We start from the raw sequence: 18,361 nt of genomic DNA on the forward strand, positions 1-18,361 counted from the left end.
GCTACGAACGCAAAGCCGAGCACTTCCTCGCCTTCACCAGCATCGCCTGCACCCTGATCTGCTACCACCGACTCACCAAATGAGATGACTTCTAAGGACCTCCAGCCTAGTAGACACACATCTACTAGCTGGGGGAGATGACGTCATGACCAAAGCCAAGGCACTCCGGGCACTGGTCGTCACCATGGGGTACGCCTGCGTGGCGATCGGGCTCTTCCATGTACTGCTCGGCAACGCGGCGATCCCGGGCGAGCGGTCGGCCGGGCCGGCGATCGACAGTCTGGGCCGGTTCTTCGGCGCGATCTTCGCCGGGTACGGTCTTGCCTGGCTCTGGGCTGCCCGGCAGTCGCCGATCCCCGCCGCGGCGGTGCGATGGCTGGCCGGTGTGTTCCTGCTGGGTGCCTTCGGGCGACTGTTCTCGCTCGCCACGCACGGGTGGCCGCATGCGTTCCAGGTGGCGCTGGGAGTCATCGAACTGGCCCTGTCGCCGGTGCTCCTCCGGCTGGCGGACGCCGAGCAGAAGGCGCTTCCCGTCCCGGCCCAGGGTGAAGCCGTGCGACGGCACGCATGAGGAGAAAGCGCGTCCGAACTCTGCGGCACAGAAGCGGACTCGGCCGAGGGTACCTAGCTATTGACATGCTCCAGACAGGCCGCTGGGATGTGGTGACTTTCGTTCGCCCGCGTTTGATCGTGTGCACCACTCACCCCCCTGGGAGCCGCACGTGTCTGCCGAACGACGCCTTCGCAGAAAGCAGTTCGCCGTGGCCATGGCCGCCCTGTGCCTGGCCGTCCCGGCCCTCGTCGCGGCCAGGCCCGCGTCGGGCACGGCGACGATGCCGGTCGCGGGACCCGCCGTGGACAACGGCCTCGCCCGCACCCCGCCGATGGGCTTCAACAACTGGAACTCGACGCACTGCCGGGCCGAGTTCAACGAGGACATGGTCAAGGGCATCGCCGACGCCTACGTCTCCCTGGGACTCAAGGACGCGGGCTATACGTACGTCAACATCGACGACTGCTGGGCGCTGCCGAACCGGGACACGAACGGCAACCTCGTGCCCGACCCGGTCCGCTTCCCCCACGGGATCAAGGCCGTCGCGGACTACGTCCACTCCAAGGGCCTCAAGTTCGGGCTCTACTCCAGCGCCGGCACCAAGACATGCGACACACAGGGCTTTCCCGGCGGGCTCGGACACGAGCAGCAGGACGCCGACCTGTGGGCGTCCTGGGGTGTGGACTACCTCAAGTACGACAACTGCAACAACAACGCCGTGGATGCCAAGCAGCGGTACAAGGCCATGGGAGACGCGCTCAAGGCCACCGGCCGCCCGATCGTCTACAGCATCTGCGAGTGGGGCGAGAACCAGCCCTGGAACTGGGCGGCGCAGTACGGGAATTCATGGCGTACGACCGGGGACATCTCCGACTCCTGGTCCAGCATGATCGGCATCGCCCACAAGAATCAGTCCCTGGCCCCGTACGCCGGGCCGGGCGGCTGGAACGACCCCGACATGCTGGAGGTCGGCAACGGCGGCATGACCGACACCGAATACCGCACCCACTTCAGCCTCTGGGCGCAGATGGCGGCGCCGCTCCTGATCGGCACGGATCTGCGCGGCGTGTCGTCGGCCTCGCTGGACATCCTGAAGAACACCGACGTCATAGGCGTCGACCAGGACCCGCTCGGCCGACAGGGCACGGTGGTGTCCTCGTCCGGCGGTCTCGTCGTGATGTCCAAACCCCTTGCCGACGGCGGGCGATCGGTGACGCTGACCAACGAGAACACGACCGCACGAACGGTGTCGACGACGGCGGAGGCCATCGGCCTGGGCGGTTCGACGTCGTACTCCCTCAAGGACCTCTGGTCCAAGCAGCAGTCCACCACGACCAGTGCGATCAGCGCGTCCGTGCCCGCGCACGGCACGGTGATGTACCGCGTCACGCCCGGCACGCCGGTCCCGCCGCCGACGGGCATCCATCAACTCAGCGACCTGCCGTGGACCTCGGCGGTGAACGGCTGGGGCCCGGTCGAACACGACCGCAGCAATGGCGAACAGGCAGCAGGAGACGGCCGCACCCTCACCATCAACGGCACCACCTACACCAAGGGCCTCGGCACCCACGCGAGCGGCGACATCACGTACCACCTGGGCGGCACCTGCAAGTCCCTGCGCGTGGACGTCGGCGTCGACGACGAGTCGACCGCGGGCGGATCCGTCGCCTTCCGGATCTACCGGGACACGACCGAGGTCGCCGACAGCGGCGTACGGACGGCCGCCGATCCGCCGCTTCGCCTCACGGCGGATCTGACCGGCGGGACGACGCTGCGGCTCGTCGTGACCGACGGCGGCGACGGGATCGACTACGACCACGCGGACTGGGCCGACGCGCGGCTCGCGTGCGGCAGCGGCCCGACGGCCGGCACGCACGCGCTCAGCGACCTGACGTGGGCCTCGGCGACCAACGGCTGGGGTCCGGTCGAGCGCGACCGCAGCAACGGCGAGAAGGCCGCCGGCGACGGCCACCCCCTCACCGTCAACGGCACCACCTATGCCAAGGGCCTCGGCACCCACGCGGCCGGCGACGTGACGTACTACCTCGGCCGCACCTGCTCACGCCTGACCGTGAACGTGGGCGTGGACGACGAGGCCGGCGGGAGCAACGGATCCGTCGTCTTCCGCCTCTACCGGGACGACACGCTCGTCGCGGACAGCGGCCGTATGACTGGCGCGGACGCGGCCAAGGCGCTCTCCGCGGACCTCACCGCAGGACTGGAGCTCCGCCTCTCGGTCACCGACTCCGGAGACGGCGTCAACTACGACCATGCCGACTGGGCAGCACCGCAACTGACCTGCGCCTGAACAAGAACGCACTCCGAGCCCCCGGCACCACGCGTGCCGAGGGCTCGGACTCACCGCTCCCTGGTATGGACCTGTTCGAGAATCCGGCCCTATATTGCTGACATGTTCCGGTCAACGAGACCCGCACGGCTTCTACGCCGGGCCGCCCTCGCCGCTGCCCTCGCCCTGACGGGCGCCGCGTCCGGCGTGCTGACTCCCGGCTCGGCCGCGGCGCAGCCGTCCACTTCGACAGACGCCTTCAACAGCCTGACCTCGCAGAGCCATCCGGACTGGATGGGCGGAGTGAACGGCGGACTGAGTCTGGGCAGCCTGTCGATCCCCGGCACCCACGACACCCTGGCCATTCACGGCGGTTGGCTCTACCCGTCGGCGTACGAGACCCAGGAGAACCACGGCGACAGCGCCGCGACCCTCACCGCACAACTCAACGCCGGCATCCGGGCGATCGACATCCGGGTACGGGTCGTGGGCGGTGCGTTCGCCGTCCACCACACCAACGTCTACCAGAACGCCAACTTCGACGACGTACTCTCCAAGGCCCGCGACTTCCTCGCCGCGCACCCCACCGAAACGGTCCTGATGAACCTGCACGGTGAATGCGATGGAGACACCACCGAGGGCGGCAGTGGCAGCACGTCGATCGGGCACTGCGCCGACGACCCGTCCGACACCACCGCAGCGGACCGCATGCGCATCTTCGGGGACTACCTGGCCCGCTACCCCGGGCTGTTCTACGCGCCGACGGTCACCGGTACCTCCACCGCCGCCACGCCCACCCTCGACCAGGCACGCGGACACATCGTGCTGACCCGGTTCACCGGGCCCCGCGGGCAGATCTACTCCGGCTACGGGCTCACCCAGCTGACGAGCGGCGACTGGGGCCACTACATCACCGACGACTGGAGCCAGTGCGATCTCGGCGCCAAGTGGAACGGGGTCCGGGACAACCTGACCGAGGCGGCGTCCGATCCGTCGGGCGCGATGTACGTGTCGTACACCTCGGCCAACTGTGCGCCGACCGGGGCGACTCCGGCCGACATGGCCGGCGGCTACGGCGGCGGCACCGGGCTGAACCAACGCACGCTGGACTTCCTCGGCGGAGGCTATTCCGCCCGCACCGGCGTCGTCATGACCGACTTCCCGGGACACGCCCTCGTCGCGGCACTCATCCGCCACCAGCCCGGCGGCCTGTCCGGTTACCTGTCCTCCGGGCTGTCCGGCAAGTGCCTGGACGCCTACGGCGGTTCCGCGGCCAACGGCACCAAGGCCGACCTGTGGACGTGCAATTCCAGCGCCGCCCAGTACTGGACCGCCGCCCCCGACAGCACCCTGCGGCTGGGCGGTGCCTGCCTGGACGTGACCGGCGGCAACACCGCCGACGGCACCCCGGTGGAACTGTGGACCTGCACCGGCGGCTCGAACCAGCGCTGGACTCAGGGCGCCGGGGGCCGACTGGTCTCGGAGCAGTCCGGCAAGTGCCTCGACGTTCCGGGGTCGTCCACGACGGACGGGACCCAGCTGGTGATCTGGACCTGTAACGGCGGCACCAACCAGCAGTGGTTCCTGCGCTCCTAGGGCACGGCGGCGCCGGAAGCCTTCACCCGTGCCGGCGCAGGTCGTGGAAGAAGTCCTCTACGACATGGAGTTGTCCGGAGCGCGCCGTCTCGTCGTACACGTATTTGCCGACAGCGAGGTCGAGTACGCCGAGGCCGAACGGCGAGAACACCAGCGGCCGGTCGGTGGGGGGCGTCACTCGTCCGGTCATGACGTCGGCGAGTGTGCCGTGCAGGAAGTCGCGGTTGCCGGTGAGTTGTTCGGCCAGGTGCGGGGAGGTGTCGGCCTTGAGGCAGTGGTCGACGTCGTCGACGATGTTGGTCGAGGCGAGGATGATCCGGGGCGCCAGGTCACGCAGGGACACATGCAGAACCAGCGGGTTGTGGCTGAACCAGGCCGGATCACCGACGTGCGGCTCCCCCGCGACGGTGGCGAACACGACGAGGTCGCTGGAGCGGATGAGTTCCTCGGGGTCGTCGTGCACAGTGATCCGTCCGGCGCTGCCGGTCTGTCGAAGGTAGTCGCTGAAGCCCGCGGCGCTCTGCTGGGACAGGTCGTGGACGCCGGTCTCGTCGAAGGACCAGCCCACGGCGGTCAGGAAGGTGTGGATGTAGCGGGCGATCAGACCCGTGCCGAAGAACCCGATACGCGTGGGCCGTTGCCGGTTGCGGGTGAGGTGGTCGGCGGCCAGTGCCGCGGATGCGGCGGTTCTGGTGGCGCTGATGATGGAGCTTTCCAGGCAGGCGAAGGGATAGCCGGTGTCGTGATCGTTGAGGATCAGGACGGCGGAGGCCCTGGGGATGCCCGCCTGGACGTTGTCGGGGAAGCTGGAGATCCATTTGAGGCCGTCCACCCGGTCCTGCCCGCCGATCGAGGCGGGCAGCGCGATGATCCGGGAGGTGGGACGGTCGGGGAACCGCAGGAAGTAGGACGGCGGGTTGACCGACTCTCCGGCGGCATGCAGCAGATAGGTGGCCTCGATGAGGTCCACGATCTGCGCTTCCCGGCCCTGCAGCGCGTGCTGGACCTGTGCGCCGGCGATCACTGCGAACGACGGCACGGTGTACGGCTGGGACATGACGGGCTCCATTGCCGTGGAAGGGGCGTTGGTCATCGGCTGCTCATCTCGGCGGGCGGCGCGCACGGGGCCGGCGCGAGCGGCTCGGCCATGGCGACGAGTACTTCACGTGGTCCTTGGTATGCCTCCCTGCTGTGCGCCGTCCGCACATTGTCGACGAGCAGGAGGTCACCGGGCCGCCACGGCGCGCGGGCGGTGTGGGCGGCGTAGGTGGCGTTGAGGAGCTGGACGATGTCCGGACCGATGGGGTCGCCGCCTCCGAAGCGGGTGTTGAACGGCAGCGAGTCGGCGCCGTAGACGTCGACGAGGTAGTCGCGGATCTCGGGTTCGATCGTCCATTCGTTGAGGAAGGCGATCTGGTTGAACCAGCAGCGGCGACCGGTGACCGGGTGGACCGTCACGGCGGTGCGGCGCTGTCGGGTGCGCAGACTGCCGTCGGGTTGCCAGGCGAACGCGATGCCGGCGGTGCGGCAGTAGTCCTCGACGGCGCGGCGGTCATCGGTGCCGAAGGCCTCGCTGTAGGGGGCGCCGATCTCGTCGTTGTAGGTACGGGAGAGCAGCCAGCCCTCCTGCTCGAAGCGCTCGACCAGTTCGTTCGGCAGCGCCTCCAGGACGGCGGAGGCGTCGGCGACGGCGGTGGCTCCGCCGGCGGCGGGTGCGGTCAGGCAGGCGAACAGCATCAGGCCAGGTGGCCGCAGGAGGTAGCTGAGTTCGTGGTGCATGCACATCGGCTGGGTCGGTGGCCAGGCCGAGGAGGAGTACACACCCGGGGCGTACGTCCTGCGGGGAGCAAAGGATTCCCTGTCGATCATCAGGGCCGGGGCCAGACGGCGGAGGACGGTGCCGGCCTGGTTCGCGTCGGGCAGGTGCAGGCCACGGACGAGGACCGCGCCGTGTTCGGTGACCAGGGTGCGCAGGGTGTGACGGTGGTCGGCCGCCCACGCCGGGGCATCGCCGGGGGTGTCCACGTGCAGGATCGGGGGCTTGGCGGGGCTCAGGTCCACCTTGAGGAGGGACGCCGGAGTCGCGTAGGACATGGTGGCTTTCCTTTCGATGTGGTTCGGCTCGATGTGGTTCAGCTCGACGTGGTTCGGCAAGAGGTCATGGGTTCGGGCGCGTGGCGCTCGGGGCGGTTGTCGACCAGGGCGGCGAGGTCGGTGAGGACCGGGTGTGCCGTGACGTCCTTGAGGGACACGGTGCGGTCCAGGGCTATGGCGAGCTTCACCGCCGAGAGGGAGTTGCCGCCCCGGTCGAAGAAGTGGTCGCGGCGTCCGATGCGGTCCTGTGGCACGCCGAGGATGTGGCCCCAGGCAGCCGCCAGCCGCTGCTCGGTCGGTGTGGCCGGGGGCTCGTGATCGTCCTCGCTGCCGGCGTGTTCGGTGGCGAGCACCGTCAGCGCCTTCTTGTCGATCTTGCTGTTGGCGGTCAGCGGCAGGCTTTCGCACCGGCGGAAGGCGGCCGGGACCATGTAGGCGGGCAGCGAGGCACCCAGCCGGTCGGCGAGGCTCCCGGCGTCGACGGGGTTCTGCGCGGAGTAGAAGGCGACCAGGTGCTTGCTCCGGTCGGCGCGCTCGGTGACCACCACCGCGCCGTCGCGGACACCGGGAAGGCGCAGCAGGGCGTTCTCGATCTCGCCGATCTCGATCCGGAACCCGCGGATCTTGACCTGCGCGTCACGCCGGCCGAGGAACTCCAGCTTGCCCGAAGGATGCCAGCGGCCGTAGTCACCGCCGAGACAGAGGCGTGTGCCGACGCGGTGCGGATCGTCGAGATAGGCCGCTCGGGTGCGTTCGGGATCGTTGATGTAGCCGCGGCCGACGCACACTCCGGAGAACGCGATCAGGCCCGGGGCACCGAGCGGCACCGGTGCGAGGTGTTCGTCGACGACGTAGATGCGCACGTTGTTGACCGCACGGCCGAGCAGGATGCGTTCCGGCGCCCGGTGCATGACCTCGTGGTTGGTGTCGTCCGAGGTCTCGGTGAGCCCGTAGGCGTTGACCAGCCCGATCCGGGGCTGGGCGGTGAACCAGCGCTCGGCGAGCTCCTTCTTCAGCGCCTCCCCGGTGACCGACACGTACCGCAGGTCGGGCAGCGCGCGGGGGCGCTGTTCGAGCTCGGTCAGGACGGCTTCGAGGTAGGAGGGCACGACCTGCACGACGGTGGCCCCGCCCTCGGTGACGGTGTCGAGGAATCGGGGGACGTCGAGGATGGCGTCCTGTTCCACCAGCAGGGTTCGCCCACCGGTCAGGAGGGCGCAGAGCAGTTGCCACAGGGAGATGTCGAAGCACTGCGGCGCGGTCTGGGCGACCACCTGTCCTTCACCGATCTCGAGGTCGTCGATCTTGGCGTAGAGGTGGTTGAGCAGGCCGGCGTGTTCGCACATGGCGCCTTTCGGCTCACCGGTGGAGCCGGAGGTGAAGTAGATGTAGGCCAGTTGGTCGGGCGTGACGTGGATGCCGAGGTCGTCGTCCGCGTGGTCCTCTTCGTACGCCGCCCCGACGAAGAGCCTCTCGACTCCGGGCAGCGAGTCGAGTGCCCGGTCGAGGGTGGAGGTGCTGGCGGGTTCGGTCAGCGCCAGGGTGCAGTCGGCGCGGGAGAGCATGGCAGCGATGCGTTCGGCCGGGAAGTGCGGCTCGATGGGCAGGTAGGCACCTCCGGACTTGAAGACCGCGAGGACCGCGACCAGCCAGTCCAGATTGCGTTCGGTCACCACCGCGACGACGCTCTCGCGGGCCGACCCGCGGGCGGCAAGGGCTCGGGCCACCCGGTTTGCCCGGGCGTTGAGCTCCGCGTAGGTCCACTGCCGGCCGGCGTGCACGGCGGCGACGGCAGCCGGATGCATCCGCACCCGCTCCTCGAACAGCTCATGCACCCTCGCGTTCGGCAACTCTCGTTCGGGACCGGCGAGTTGCTCCAGCTGGAAGCGCTTCTCCGCGGCGGACAGCAGGCTCTGGCGGGCGTGTTCGGCATCGGGGTCGGCGGTCATCAGCGCGAGCGCGGTCAGGTGATAGCCGGCGATACGGGCGGCGCTTGCGGCGTCGAGCATGTCGGTGCGGTAGCGCAGCCGCAGCACGAGCCGGCCGCCCTGGTGCCGGATGCCCACTCGCAGCGCGGTGTCCTCGGTGAGGTCCCCGTCGATCCCGGTGAGATCGAGGACGGTCTCGAACACCGGCCCGGTCAGGTCGAGTTCGCGCTGGAGCTGGTCGAAGTCCTCGGCCGGAACGGCCTGGTGCGCCCGCAGTTCGGCGACCGTCCGATGGCTGGTGTGCACGAGTTCCCACCAAGAGGCGGGCGCGGTGGTGAGCCGGCACGGCAGCAGGCGGCCGTTCTCGGTGACGTACCCGGTGGTGATCTCGCGCTCCGCGGACAGTGCCGCGAGGACCTTGGCGTGCGCCGCCAGCAGAAGCGCATCGATCGGTACCGCCAGTTCGTCCGCCAGCCGGCGCAGCCGGGCCACGGTGCCGTCGGGGGCATGTGTCTCGTACTGGCCCACGCCGGTCGTCGGGTGGAGGGTCCAGCGTGGCGCGGCGGTGAATCCGCCGTCTGTCAGCACGCCGCGCCAGTACTCCAGGCCGTTTCGGGTGTGGTTCGGATGCGTTGCCATCGGGTCGTTTCCTCTGCTTGTTGCTGGTGCTGGTGCTGGTGTCGCGGGATCAGTTGCCGCGAGCTCGGGCGGCAAGGGCGGGGGCGGTCTCCGGGCGGCCTTCGAGGCGGGTCTCCGGGCCGCCTTCGAGGCGGGACTCTGCTCCCGGCATCTCCCGGGCCGGGTTGCCGGCCCACTGGGCGTGCGGAGGGACTTCCTCGCCCTTCATGAGGAAGGAGTCAGGGGCGAGCACGGCACCGTCACCGATCGTCACGCCGTAGTGGACGAAGGCACCGACCCCGAGGGTGCAGCCGCTGCCGAGGGTGCTGCGGTCGGACTTGAAGGCGCCGTCCTCCTGCGAGTGGCACTGGACCACGGTCCCGGCGTTCAGCGTGGTGTCGTCGCCGATGGTGACGAGGGTGCGCTCCGGGAAGAAGCAGCCGTCGTCGAAGACCCGTTTGCCGATCCGGGCCCCCAGGAGCCGCCAGATCATGCTCTTGAAGGGGGTGCCGTCGAACACCTGGATGTAGTCGACCGAGGCCAGCTTCCAGAAGCGTTCGTGGTGCCAGAAGGGGGGCTCGTAGATCGAGCAGTACAGCGGCTTCTGCGCCCTGAATCCGGTGGAGGCCCGTTCGATCAGTGCGAAGTAGACGACGGTGAACGTGAGGGTGAGGACGCCGGCCAAGGCGATCGCCGGTGCGCCGAGCGAGGGAAAGAGGCCGGCCGCGCCCAGGGTGATGAGGGTGATCACGAAGAGATGGAGGAACCGCGCCGAGAGGTAGAGGCCGGCGGTTGCGGCATTGTGCCTGTTCTTGGCGGCCAGGCGGCGGCGCAGTTCGTCGCCGGCCTCCAGGTGGTTGAACCTGTTGTCGCGCATCACTGTGCGCGGGATCTCGAAGCTGGGCGAGCCCAGCAGACCCACGCCCTCACGCACCGGACCGTCGATCGGGACCATGACCTTCGTGGCGAGCAGACAGTTGTCGCCGGTCTTGCCCTGAGAGGGGTAGGCGATGCGGTTCCCGAGGAAGTTCCGGGGGCCGATCGAGGTGCGGGACACGCGGAAGGACGTGCTGGAGAACTCGGTGTTCATGAGGGACAGTCCGTCGGCGATCATGGTGCCGGTGCCGACCGAGCTCAGGTAGGGGTTGTCGTGCTGAATTTCGGTGCCGAAGTTCGACCCGGTCTGCTCGATGCGCGACAGGTCGTATCCGAGGTAGCGCAGGTAGTGCACGATGGCGGAGCTGTCACCGAAGAGCGCGGTGAAGAACTTCCTGTTGGTCATCAGCGCTATCGCCCGCTGGATGCCGTAGTGGAAGCCGTACAGCGGATAGACCTTGCCGGGCTCGATGGCCCGGTTGAGGACGCGCGGCACGGTACCCACGACGAGGAGACCGGCGAGGAGGGAGCCGAGGAAGACCACCAGGGACGCGGTCAGCGCTTCGACGTAGAACGCAGCGCTGCCCACCGGCCGGGGCTCCAGGAATGCGTGCAGCTGCGGGACGCCGGACAGCAGGGCACTCGCGCCACCCATCGTCAGCGGCAGCCACACCAGCAGCAGGCTCAGCAACTGCACAGCGCCGTATGCGGTCCTCTTGCGGGTGGGGCAGTCGGCTGGGCCGACGGTCCGGTAGTCCACGTCGGTCGGCTGTGCCGGGGAGCCGTGCCGGCGCTTGCCGGCGGGAACGGCCTGGCCGGTGTGCAGCGAGGAGGCGTGGCCCAGCTGGGAGTCGTCGCCCATCGAGGTGTCGATGTCGAGGACCGTGTGCTCGCTGACGAGCACATTGCTGCCGAGCGTGACCCGGCCGGTCTGGATCAGGCCGCCGTGGGCGCGGTAGCAGGCCAGCAGCACGTCCTTGCGGATGACCGTGCCGTCCCCGACGGTGAGCAGATCAGTGCAGACCGGGGGCGTGCGCGTGAGGATCGTAACGCCTCTGCCGATCCGCGCGCCGAGCGCCCTGAGGTAGAGCACATAGAGCGGTGATCCGACGAACAGGCGCATGGGGCTGGTGCGGATCAGGGTCTTGACGATCCAGAAGCGCAGATAGGCCATGCCCCACAGGGGGAACGCGCCGCATCGCCAGCGGCCGACGAGTGTCCACTTCGCCACGATCGGGAAGGTGCACAGGCCGAGAAAGCCCGCGGCCGCGAACAGGACCGACCGCAGGTAGCGGTCGAGCAGGCCCGAGCCTGCGGAGATCCAGTCATAGCTTTCGGCGACAGCGAAGGCGGCAAGGCAGGAGTAGGCCAGGAAGACCAGGAACTGCAACACTCCGCAGACGAGGTATCGCCGGGTGGCGGCCGCACTCCCCGCGTCGGCCGCCGGACGCGCCGGCGCCGAGGCCCCTGGTGTCGACGCCTCCGCGGGCGGCGACTGGGACGGGACGGAAGTGGGCGCGGCGTCGGAGAGCGCGACGGCCAGGCTCCGGATGGTGGGGTACCGGTAGATGTCCTTCATCGACACCGTCGGCAGGTCCTCCCGCTTCCGCACCCGCGCGCAGAACTGCGCCATCACCAGGGAATCGGCGCCCAGGTCGTTGAAGAAGTGACTGTGGGCCTGTACCTGCTCGACTTGTACGACGCCCGCCAGCACCTCGGCCAGAAGCCTCTCGATGCCGGTCGAGATGTCACTTGGAGCGGCCGCACATACGCCCGCAGTTATATCCACCACGATTGCTCCTCGAAGGCGATTCGGTGAGTGTCGGTCGGCGCGTACGGATTCGTGACGCCCGCCTCTCCAGTAGGCCCGAGCGGGGAATTCCTGTCCCGTCCCTGAATTTCGGGTCTTGACACCGAACGCCGGTCTTGATAGCCGACCGCTCACCATTCCCCGCCCAGTGGTGCCGCCTATGCGCACACGGGGCGCATGTCAAGCCCCGAATTTCGGTGGCATGACACGGCCGCTCCGAATTGGCGTACTGGAGACGTTCCGGCGAGTCGAAACTCGCCGCCGAATTCCTCTCCCCTGCGGCACCGAGACGGATCAGCGGCCGGAAGGCCTCCCCCGATCGAGGAGACGAGCATGCCTGTCATATCCGCCCCCCAGGCCTTCAACCAGGACGACCTCTACGTCGACCTGGAGGGAATCTTCGAGCACCCCTTGTTCCTCAAATGCGAGGGATTCAATTTCGCGGGCTCGATCAAACTGAAGGCCGCCACCGAAATGGTCGAGGCCGCCGAACGCGACGGCCGGCTGACGCCGGACTCGATTCTGGTGGAGTCGTCCTCGGGCAATCTGGGCGTGGCTCTGAGCATGATCGCGGCCAACAAGGGATACCGGTTCGTGTGCGTGACCGACTCCCGCTGCAACCTGGCGACCCGGATGATGATGGAGGCCCTGGGCGGCCAGGTCCGCATCATCACCGAGCCCGACCCGGTCGGCGGCCTGCTCGGCGCACGCATCCGGCACGTCCACGCACTGTGCGATTCCGACGACCGGTATGTGTGGCTCAACCAATACGCCAACCCCAGCAACGGCATGGCCCACTACCGAAGGACGGCCCCGGCCATCGCCCGGCAGTTCCCGGACCTGGATGTGCTGTTCGTCGGGGCCGGAACCACGGGAACCCTGATGGGCTGCGCACGCTATTTCCGCGAGTGGCACCGGCCGGTGCGCATCGTGGCCGTCGACGCCATCGGCTCGGTGACCTTCGGCGGCGCACCTGGCCGGCGGATGATTCCCGGTCTGGGTACCAGCAGGCGCCCGCCGTTGCTGGACGAGTCGTATGTCGACGATGTGGTGCGTGTGGCGGAGGCCGACACCATTCGGGCCTGTCACCGGCTGGCCGGGCGCGGGTTTCTGTTCGGGGGTTCCACCGGCACCGTGGTCAGCGGCGCGATGGCCTGGCTGGCTCGTCGGGACGAACGGGAGCTGACCGCGGTGGCCATCGCACCGGATCTGGGTGAGCGGTATCTGGAGACCGTCTACCAGACCGCCTGGGTGGAGGACCTGTACGGCGATGACGTGCTCGACTCCCGGCCGCTGAGCATCCCGTCCCAGGCAGCCTGACCACCGGGTGGGACCGGCTCGCCCACGACAGCCGGCGACCGGCCCCACCCGACATGCCTCACCCGGCGTGTCTCACCCCGCGTGCACGGTTCCCGCGTAACGCTGGACGAACCGGGTGCCGGTGCCCGCGGCGACGGTGACGTCGTACCGTCCCTCGTCGGTGCGCCACGTCAGCCGTGTGCGGTCTTTGCCCTTGACCCACACGGTCTGTTCCTTGCCGGCGAAGTCGTTCGGCGTGACCGTGAAGGCCACCTCGGTGCCGCCGTCGTTGCGCAGTTCCAGTTCCAACGACGCGCTCTGCGGGCGCCCTGAGTGCCGCAGCCGCGCGGTGACCGACGGCACCGCCACGTCGTCCTGGCCCTCACGGACGACCGTGCCGGAGAAGCGGCGGACGAACCCGTCGGCACCGTGCACGGAGAAGTCGTAGCGGCCGTCGGTCGTCGAGGCGTCCCACACATAGGTGCGCGTGGAGCGCGGCAGGACGGTGAACGGGGTGCCGGTGAAGGGCAGGGCCGTGTTGGGCAGCACAGTGAAGTGGTAGCCGACGCTGCCCCCATTGATGAGCGTGCAGGTGACCTTGCCGGTGGCCCGGTCCACCGTCGCGTCGGCCCACGGCCGGTAGGGCAGCGCGCGGTGCGGACGCCGGCCCTTCTCCTGCTCGGGCATGGACTGCTGCGTCGGCACCTCGACCTCGGGCAGCGAGTTGCCGGCGTCGGCCTTGGCCATCAGGGCCACCGTGTCGGGCAGCGCGGGGATGCTGTAGTCGGGCTTGGTGAAGTCGAAGCAACTGGTGAGGTCGCCGCAGACGGTGCGCCGCCAGTCGGAGATGTTGGGCTCCTTCACGCCGGTGACGCGTTCCAGGAAGCGCAGCACCGAAGTGTGGTCGAACACTTGGGAGTTGACCCAGCCGCCGCGCGACCACGGCGACACCACCCACAACGGTACCCGGCTGCCGAGGCCTATGGGCTTGCCGTTCGCGAACTCGTCCTTGGTGCCGGGCTCGGGGAACGGCGGGATGACGTGGTCGAAGTACCCGTCGTTCTCGTCGTACATGAGCAGGAAGGCGGTGTGCTTCCACACCTCGGGGTTGGAGAACAGCGACTGCAGCGCGGTGTTGACCCAGTGGGCTCCGTAGTCGGGTCCGGCGTTCGGATGCTCGCAGAACAGGTAGGGGGCCACCAGCCAGGAGACCGTGGGCAGGGTGCCGTCCTTGCAGTGCTGGTCGAACGCCGTGAGGTCGAACTTCGTCATGGCGTTGATGTGGCGCGGGTCGTCCTTGGGGAACTCGTGGAACTGCTTGAAGTACGACAGCGCGTTGTCGTCGTAGTCGCCGTACCGGTCGTCGCTGCCGTCGGGGTTGTGGTAGACGCGCCAGGTGATGCCGGCCTGCTCCAGGCGTTCGGCGTACGTCGTCCAGTCGGCCACCGGGTTGCCGGTGACCGGTGTGTTGTCGGTCCACGGTCCGGTGGTGCCGTCGACGCCGGGGCCGGCGGTGCCGGTCCACAGGTAGAGGCGGTTGGGGTCGGTCGGGCCGTTCAGCGAGCAGAAGTAGCCGTCGCAGAGCGTGAAGGCATCGGCCAGGGCGTACTGGTAGGGGATGTCCTCCCGGATGAAGTAGCCCATGGTCCGCTCGCCCTTGGCGGCGACCCACTTGTCCATGGCGCCGCCGTTGACGGCGGTGTGGCCGGTGTCCCAGTCGTGCGGGAGGCCACCCGCGTTCTGCGCGTTGTACTTCGTGGTGTCCATGCGGAAGGGCAGCAGGTAGCCCTCCTTGCGGCCTCGGGCGGGCTGGCGGAACACCGGCTCGTTGCCCGGGAGGACGATCGCCTGGCGGTCGCCGAAGCCCCGTACGCCGTTCAGGGTGCCGAAGTAGTGGTCGAAGCTGCGGTTCTCCTGCATCAGGATCACCACGTGTCTCACGTCGGCGATGCTGCCGCGCCGGGCATGGGCGCCCGCGGCTTGTGCCGTGCCGGGAAGTCCGGCCGCGACGGCGGCTCCGGCCGCGGTGGTGCCGATGAAGGTCCGGCGGCTGATCTCAGTCATGGGAGGAAGGTCCTTCGGGTCGTTCGGGGTCAGCCACGGGCGGACAGGGAGAAGGTGACGACGGCGGCCGCGTGGTCGCCGCCTCGACCTGCGCGGGCGTGCGTCCCGCCAGCAGCGCGTACGGGCCGTAGTCGGCCTCGTCCAGCCGGGCCGTCCAGACCCGCACCGTGCGGTCGCCGGGCAGGTGCAGCGTCGCCGCGACGGCCCACGGTGTTGGGTCCTCTCCGCCCCGGGCACCGCCGCGACGGCACGCCGGGGGCAAAGTTGTCTATATAACTTCGCCCCTCAGGAAGCCGTTCCATGGCGTCGTCTCCGTGAACGACGGGTTACCTCCGCGCGGGAAACAGACGGAAGTCTGAGGATGCCCTGTGTGCGCCGAGGGGGCCGGTCTCCACCCCCAACACCCCCTCTGGGCAGCGATGTTCGAGGTCAGCTGGTCTTCGCGGCGGTCCGCGGAAGCGGAGAACGCAACACCCTCCCGAGCGACGACACGGACGCTCGCGACGCCATGCGCAGTTCAGCAAGTCACGCCGATCTGTGCACACAGCGGGGCCAGGCGCCCCTTCGAGTCCCTACGGTCCGCGATGGCCAAGCCGTGACGGCCCCGGCATCGCATCGCAACCGTGGTGGCCGAAAATATGTCTCTCAACGCGTGCCCGAAGCTTTGGATCCAATGGGATTCCGGTGGCACGGCGGATCGGGGGGACGGAATGAACGCATGGGCAGTGCCCGGATACACCGAGTCGCTGGAGCTCGGATCGGGGGCGAGCGGACGGGTCGTACTGGCCGTGCACGAGGAGACCGGCGTTCCGGTCGCGGTGAAGTACCTCAGCGACTCACTGCGCACCCGACCGGGCTTCGTGCACGAGTTCAGGGCTGAGGCGCGACTGCTCGGCGGACTGGAAAGCCCGTACGTCGCCGAACTGTATGAATACGTCGAGAGCCCGGACGGCGCCGCCATCGTGATGGAGCTGGTGGACGGAGTCTCGTTGCGGACCCTGCTGACCAGGGAGGGTCCGCTGGAGCCCGAGGCCGCGCTCGTCGTCCTCAAGGGCTCGCTGCTCGGCCTGGCCGACGCGCACCGCGTCCGCGTCGTACACCGCGACTACAAGCCCGAGAACGTCCTGGTCGTGACGGACGGATCGTCCAAGCTCGTCGACTTCGGGATCGCCGTGGACACCGGCACGAGCGTCGGCATCGCGGGCACCCCCTCCTACATGGCTCCGGAGCAGTGGACCGGCGCCCCCGCCTCGCCCACCGCCGATGTGTACGCGGCCACGGCCACGTTCTTCGAGTGCCTGACGGGCCACAAGCCGTACGCGGGTGACAACCTCGCCGAGCTCGCGCTGCGGCACGTGGACGCGCCCATCCCCACGGACGAGGTCCCCGAGGGGGTGCGGGAACTGGTACGGCGCGGACTGGCCAAGACCCCGGAGGAACGGCCCACCCACGCCGAGGCGTTCGTCTCGGACCTGGAGGCGGCCGCCGGCGCCGCCTATGGGCCGGACTGGGAGGAACGCGGCCGCGGCCGGCTCGCCGCGCTGGTGGCACTGCTGCCACTGCTGCTGCCCTCCGCGCGCCACGCCCCGCAGACCACCACGGACATCGCACGCACGGCCCTGGGCCAGGCGACGGGCCACGGCCGGATCGGGTCGTGGCTCCCCGGCCGGCCCGGGATGCTGGTGACCGCCGCGGCCCTGCTCCTGGGCATCCTCCTGGCCTACGGCGTCCAGCACGCTCCGGCACCGGCTCCGCAGCAGGCCGCACAGGCCCTGGCCACCACCAGCGCCCAGCCCGGCGTGACACCGCCCGGGCCCACCGCACCGACTTCGTCAGCCGACCCGTCCTTGTCCACGACGCCCACCACGTCCTCCAGTTCGTCGCCCTCGGGAGCAGAGACCTCCGGGACCCCCGGCACCGACGACCCCTCGGCGTCCGCCACCACGGCTCCGTCCGAGGCGACGACGACCGGCGGGACGACCACCGACCCGACGCCGACGACCACCTCCCCCGCCCCGCCGGCCGCGCCCGCCGTCAAGGACGTCGCCGTGTCGGCCCTCCGGCAGACGGGTCCGTCCACCGCCACGGCGACGATCGACATCACCACGGACGGCACCGGGCCGGTCTCCCTCACCGTCTCGTGGTTCACGAGCAATGTCGCAGGCGTGCTCGGCACCCCGGACGGCGGGTCCCAGATCTTCCAGCGCAATGGCGCCACCCACTACACGATCCCCGTCGACCACACCTTCCAGACCACGGGTTGCTACTGGGCGGTGCAGGCCACGACGACCCCGGCCTCCGCCGACGGCGGCGCCTCTCAGCAGCTACTGACCAGGCAGTGTGAGCTCCGATGACCACGCACGACGAAAGCACCCCCGCGCCGACCGGGGACAGCGAGCCCACGCGTGTGCTCGGCTCCGGCGACGAGCACGCCCCGACCGTCCACCTCCCCGCCACCGGGGAACGCCCCCCGGCCGACGAACCCGGCCCGCAGGACGCCGAGTACAGCGCCACCGTCCTCGGCAGCCACTGGATCCAGCGGCCCGAGCACGACGGCACCAAGACCCTCACCGAGAACACCGACACCCTCGTGGAGCCCACCGCCACGAAGATCGCGCCGAACGTCACGAAGATGGCGGCGCCGACCGCAGCGACGCAACCGGACCGGGTCGAAGGCACCGTGCTGCGCTTCGGCCCGGGAGTGACGGCCGCCGTTGCCCATCGCACGCACAGAACGCTGCCCGCCGTGCCACAGGCCCCGACGACACCCCGGTATCGCCGCCTACGCCGACACGCCCTGCCGACGCTGGTACTGATCTGCGTCATCGCGTTCCTGCTCTGGCAGCGCCTCGGTCCGTCGGTGGAGGTGCGCACGGTGGCGGTCACAGCCCGGCCGACGGCTGTCGGGTGCGACGACACCGCGGACATCGTCGGCGTCGTGACCACGAACGGCCGACCGGGCAAGCTCTCCTACCGCTGGATCCGGAGCGACGGCACCACCTCGGACGTCCTGCGTGAAACGGTGACCCGAGGCCAGAAGCGCGCACGACTGCACCTCCTGTGGACCTTCCAGGGCAAGGGCCACTACCAGGCACAGGCCGAACTGCGCATCCTCTCCCCCACCCACCGCACGGTTGCCACTCACCTGACATACGACTGCCCCTGACCGTCATGATGCAGCGGTGCACAGGATGGTCGTACTGCGGGTGATGGGCCGCAGGTCACGGTGAACAGGT

At 69.3% G+C, this 18,361-nt stretch carries 10 protein-coding genes and 2 pseudogenes; 7 read left to right on the forward strand and 5 right to left on the reverse strand.

Annotation, left to right across the window (positions count from 1 at the left end; genetic code table 11):
* Positions 1-145 precede the first annotated feature (145 nt).
* The 4 genes and pseudogenes from ACZ4EG_RS26685 (at position 146) to ACZ4EG_RS26700 (ending at position 4,436) form a co-directional block, all read left to right on the forward strand.
* On the forward strand, positions 146-571 hold the full coding sequence (locus ACZ4EG_RS26685; protein WP_467792368.1) for a DUF4345 domain-containing protein: 426 nt from the start codon (positions 146-148) through the stop codon (positions 569-571).
* Between the two features lie 196 nt (positions 572-767).
* Positions 768-2,402: pseudogene (locus tag ACZ4EG_RS26690) on the forward strand (NPCBM/NEW2 domain-containing protein); the annotation flags it as partial.
* A 33-nt stretch (positions 2,403-2,435) separates the two neighbouring features.
* A pseudogene (locus tag ACZ4EG_RS26695) lies at positions 2,436-2,861 on the forward strand (NPCBM/NEW2 domain-containing protein); the annotation flags it as partial.
* A gap of 102 nt (positions 2,862-2,963) precedes the next feature.
* Positions 2,964-4,436: a phosphatidylinositol-specific phospholipase C domain-containing protein gene (locus ACZ4EG_RS26700; protein WP_453557789.1), complete on the forward strand. Its 1,473-nt coding sequence runs from the start codon at positions 2,964-2,966 to the stop codon at positions 4,434-4,436.
* A 22-nt stretch (positions 4,437-4,458) separates the two neighbouring features.
* On the opposite strand, the gene sbnB is transcribed toward ACZ4EG_RS26700, so the two are convergent.
* From sbnB to ACZ4EG_RS26720, 4 genes are read right to left on the reverse strand one after another with little or no spacing between them, the layout of a single operon-like run.
* Positions 4,459-5,493 carry a 2,3-diaminopropionate biosynthesis protein SbnB gene (gene sbnB, locus ACZ4EG_RS26705; RefSeq protein WP_467792369.1) on the reverse strand — a complete coding sequence of 345 codons (1,035 nt, stop codon included), beginning with the start codon at positions 5,491-5,493 and terminating at the stop codon, positions 4,459-4,461.
* 32 nt (positions 5,494-5,525) lie between these two features.
* Positions 5,526-6,530 (reverse strand): TauD/TfdA family dioxygenase, encoded by a 1,005-nt coding sequence (locus tag ACZ4EG_RS26710; protein ID WP_467792370.1) that lies wholly within the window; start codon positions 6,528-6,530, stop codon positions 5,526-5,528.
* Between the two features lie 38 nt (positions 6,531-6,568).
* A complete protein-coding gene (locus ACZ4EG_RS26715; RefSeq protein WP_467792371.1) occupies positions 6,569-9,097 on the reverse strand; it encodes a non-ribosomal peptide synthetase in 2,529 nt (842 codons plus the stop codon).
* A gap of 49 nt (positions 9,098-9,146) precedes the next feature.
* Positions 9,147-11,744, reverse strand: coding sequence for a Pls/PosA family non-ribosomal peptide synthetase (locus tag ACZ4EG_RS26720; RefSeq protein ID WP_467792372.1), 2,598 nt, complete (start codon positions 11,742-11,744; stop codon positions 9,147-9,149).
* A 351-nt stretch (positions 11,745-12,095) separates the two neighbouring features.
* Here ACZ4EG_RS26720 and sbnA point away from each other — a divergent pair, with 351 nt between their 5' ends.
* Entirely contained in the window at positions 12,096-13,082 is a 987-nt protein-coding gene (gene sbnA, locus ACZ4EG_RS26725) for a 2,3-diaminopropionate biosynthesis protein SbnA (protein WP_453557799.1), read from the forward strand.
* Between the two features lie 72 nt (positions 13,083-13,154).
* Here the strand turns inward: sbnA and ACZ4EG_RS26730 are convergent, their stop codons facing one another.
* The gene (locus ACZ4EG_RS26730; protein WP_467792373.1) at positions 13,155-15,125 is read right to left on the reverse strand and encodes a phosphocholine-specific phospholipase C; all 1,971 of its coding nucleotides are present in this window, start codon (positions 15,123-15,125) and stop codon (positions 13,155-13,157) included.
* 710 nt (positions 15,126-15,835) lie between these two features.
* Between ACZ4EG_RS26730 and ACZ4EG_RS26735 the strand changes: the two genes are divergently transcribed.
* Positions 15,836-17,479 carry a serine/threonine-protein kinase gene (locus ACZ4EG_RS26735; RefSeq protein ID WP_467792374.1) on the forward strand — a complete coding sequence of 548 codons (1,644 nt, stop codon included), beginning with the start codon at positions 15,836-15,838 and terminating at the stop codon, positions 17,477-17,479.
* Positions 17,476-18,291, forward strand: coding sequence for a hypothetical protein (locus ACZ4EG_RS26740; RefSeq protein ID WP_467792375.1), 816 nt, complete (start codon positions 17,476-17,478; stop codon positions 18,289-18,291). Before ACZ4EG_RS26735 ends, ACZ4EG_RS26740 begins: the two co-directional genes overlap by 4 nt.
* The last annotated feature ends 70 nt before the right edge of the window (positions 18,292-18,361 follow it).

Source organism: Streptomyces sp. NPDC025638 (assembly GCF_055558775.1).

Bases quoted from the DNA above. Each gene is read 5' to 3' on its own strand.
- ACZ4EG_RS26685 (WP_467792368.1), top strand. From the start codon at position 146: ATGACCAAAGCCAAGGCACTCCGGGCACTGGTCGTCACCATGGGGTAC.
- ACZ4EG_RS26700 (WP_453557789.1), top strand. From the start codon at position 2,964: ATGTTCCGGTCAACGAGACCCGCACGGCTTCTACGCCGGGCCGCCCTC.
- sbnB (WP_467792369.1), bottom strand. From the start codon at position 5,493: ATGTCCCAGCCGTACACCGTGCCGTCGTTCGCAGTGATCGCCGGCGCA.
- ACZ4EG_RS26710 (WP_467792370.1), bottom strand. From the start codon at position 6,530: ATGTCCTACGCGACTCCGGCGTCCCTCCTCAAGGTGGACCTGAGCCCC.
- ACZ4EG_RS26715 (WP_467792371.1), bottom strand. From the start codon at position 9,097: ATGGCAACGCATCCGAACCACACCCGAAACGGCCTGGAGTACTGGCGC.
- sbnA (WP_453557799.1), top strand. From the start codon at position 12,096: ATGCCTGTCATATCCGCCCCCCAGGCCTTCAACCAGGACGACCTCTAC.
- ACZ4EG_RS26730 (WP_467792373.1), bottom strand. From the start codon at position 15,125: ATGACTGAGATCAGCCGCCGGACCTTCATCGGCACCACCGCGGCCGGA.
- ACZ4EG_RS26735 (WP_467792374.1), top strand. From the start codon at position 15,836: ATGAACGCATGGGCAGTGCCCGGATACACCGAGTCGCTGGAGCTCGGA.
- ACZ4EG_RS26740 (WP_467792375.1), top strand. From the start codon at position 17,476: ATGACCACGCACGACGAAAGCACCCCCGCGCCGACCGGGGACAGCGAG.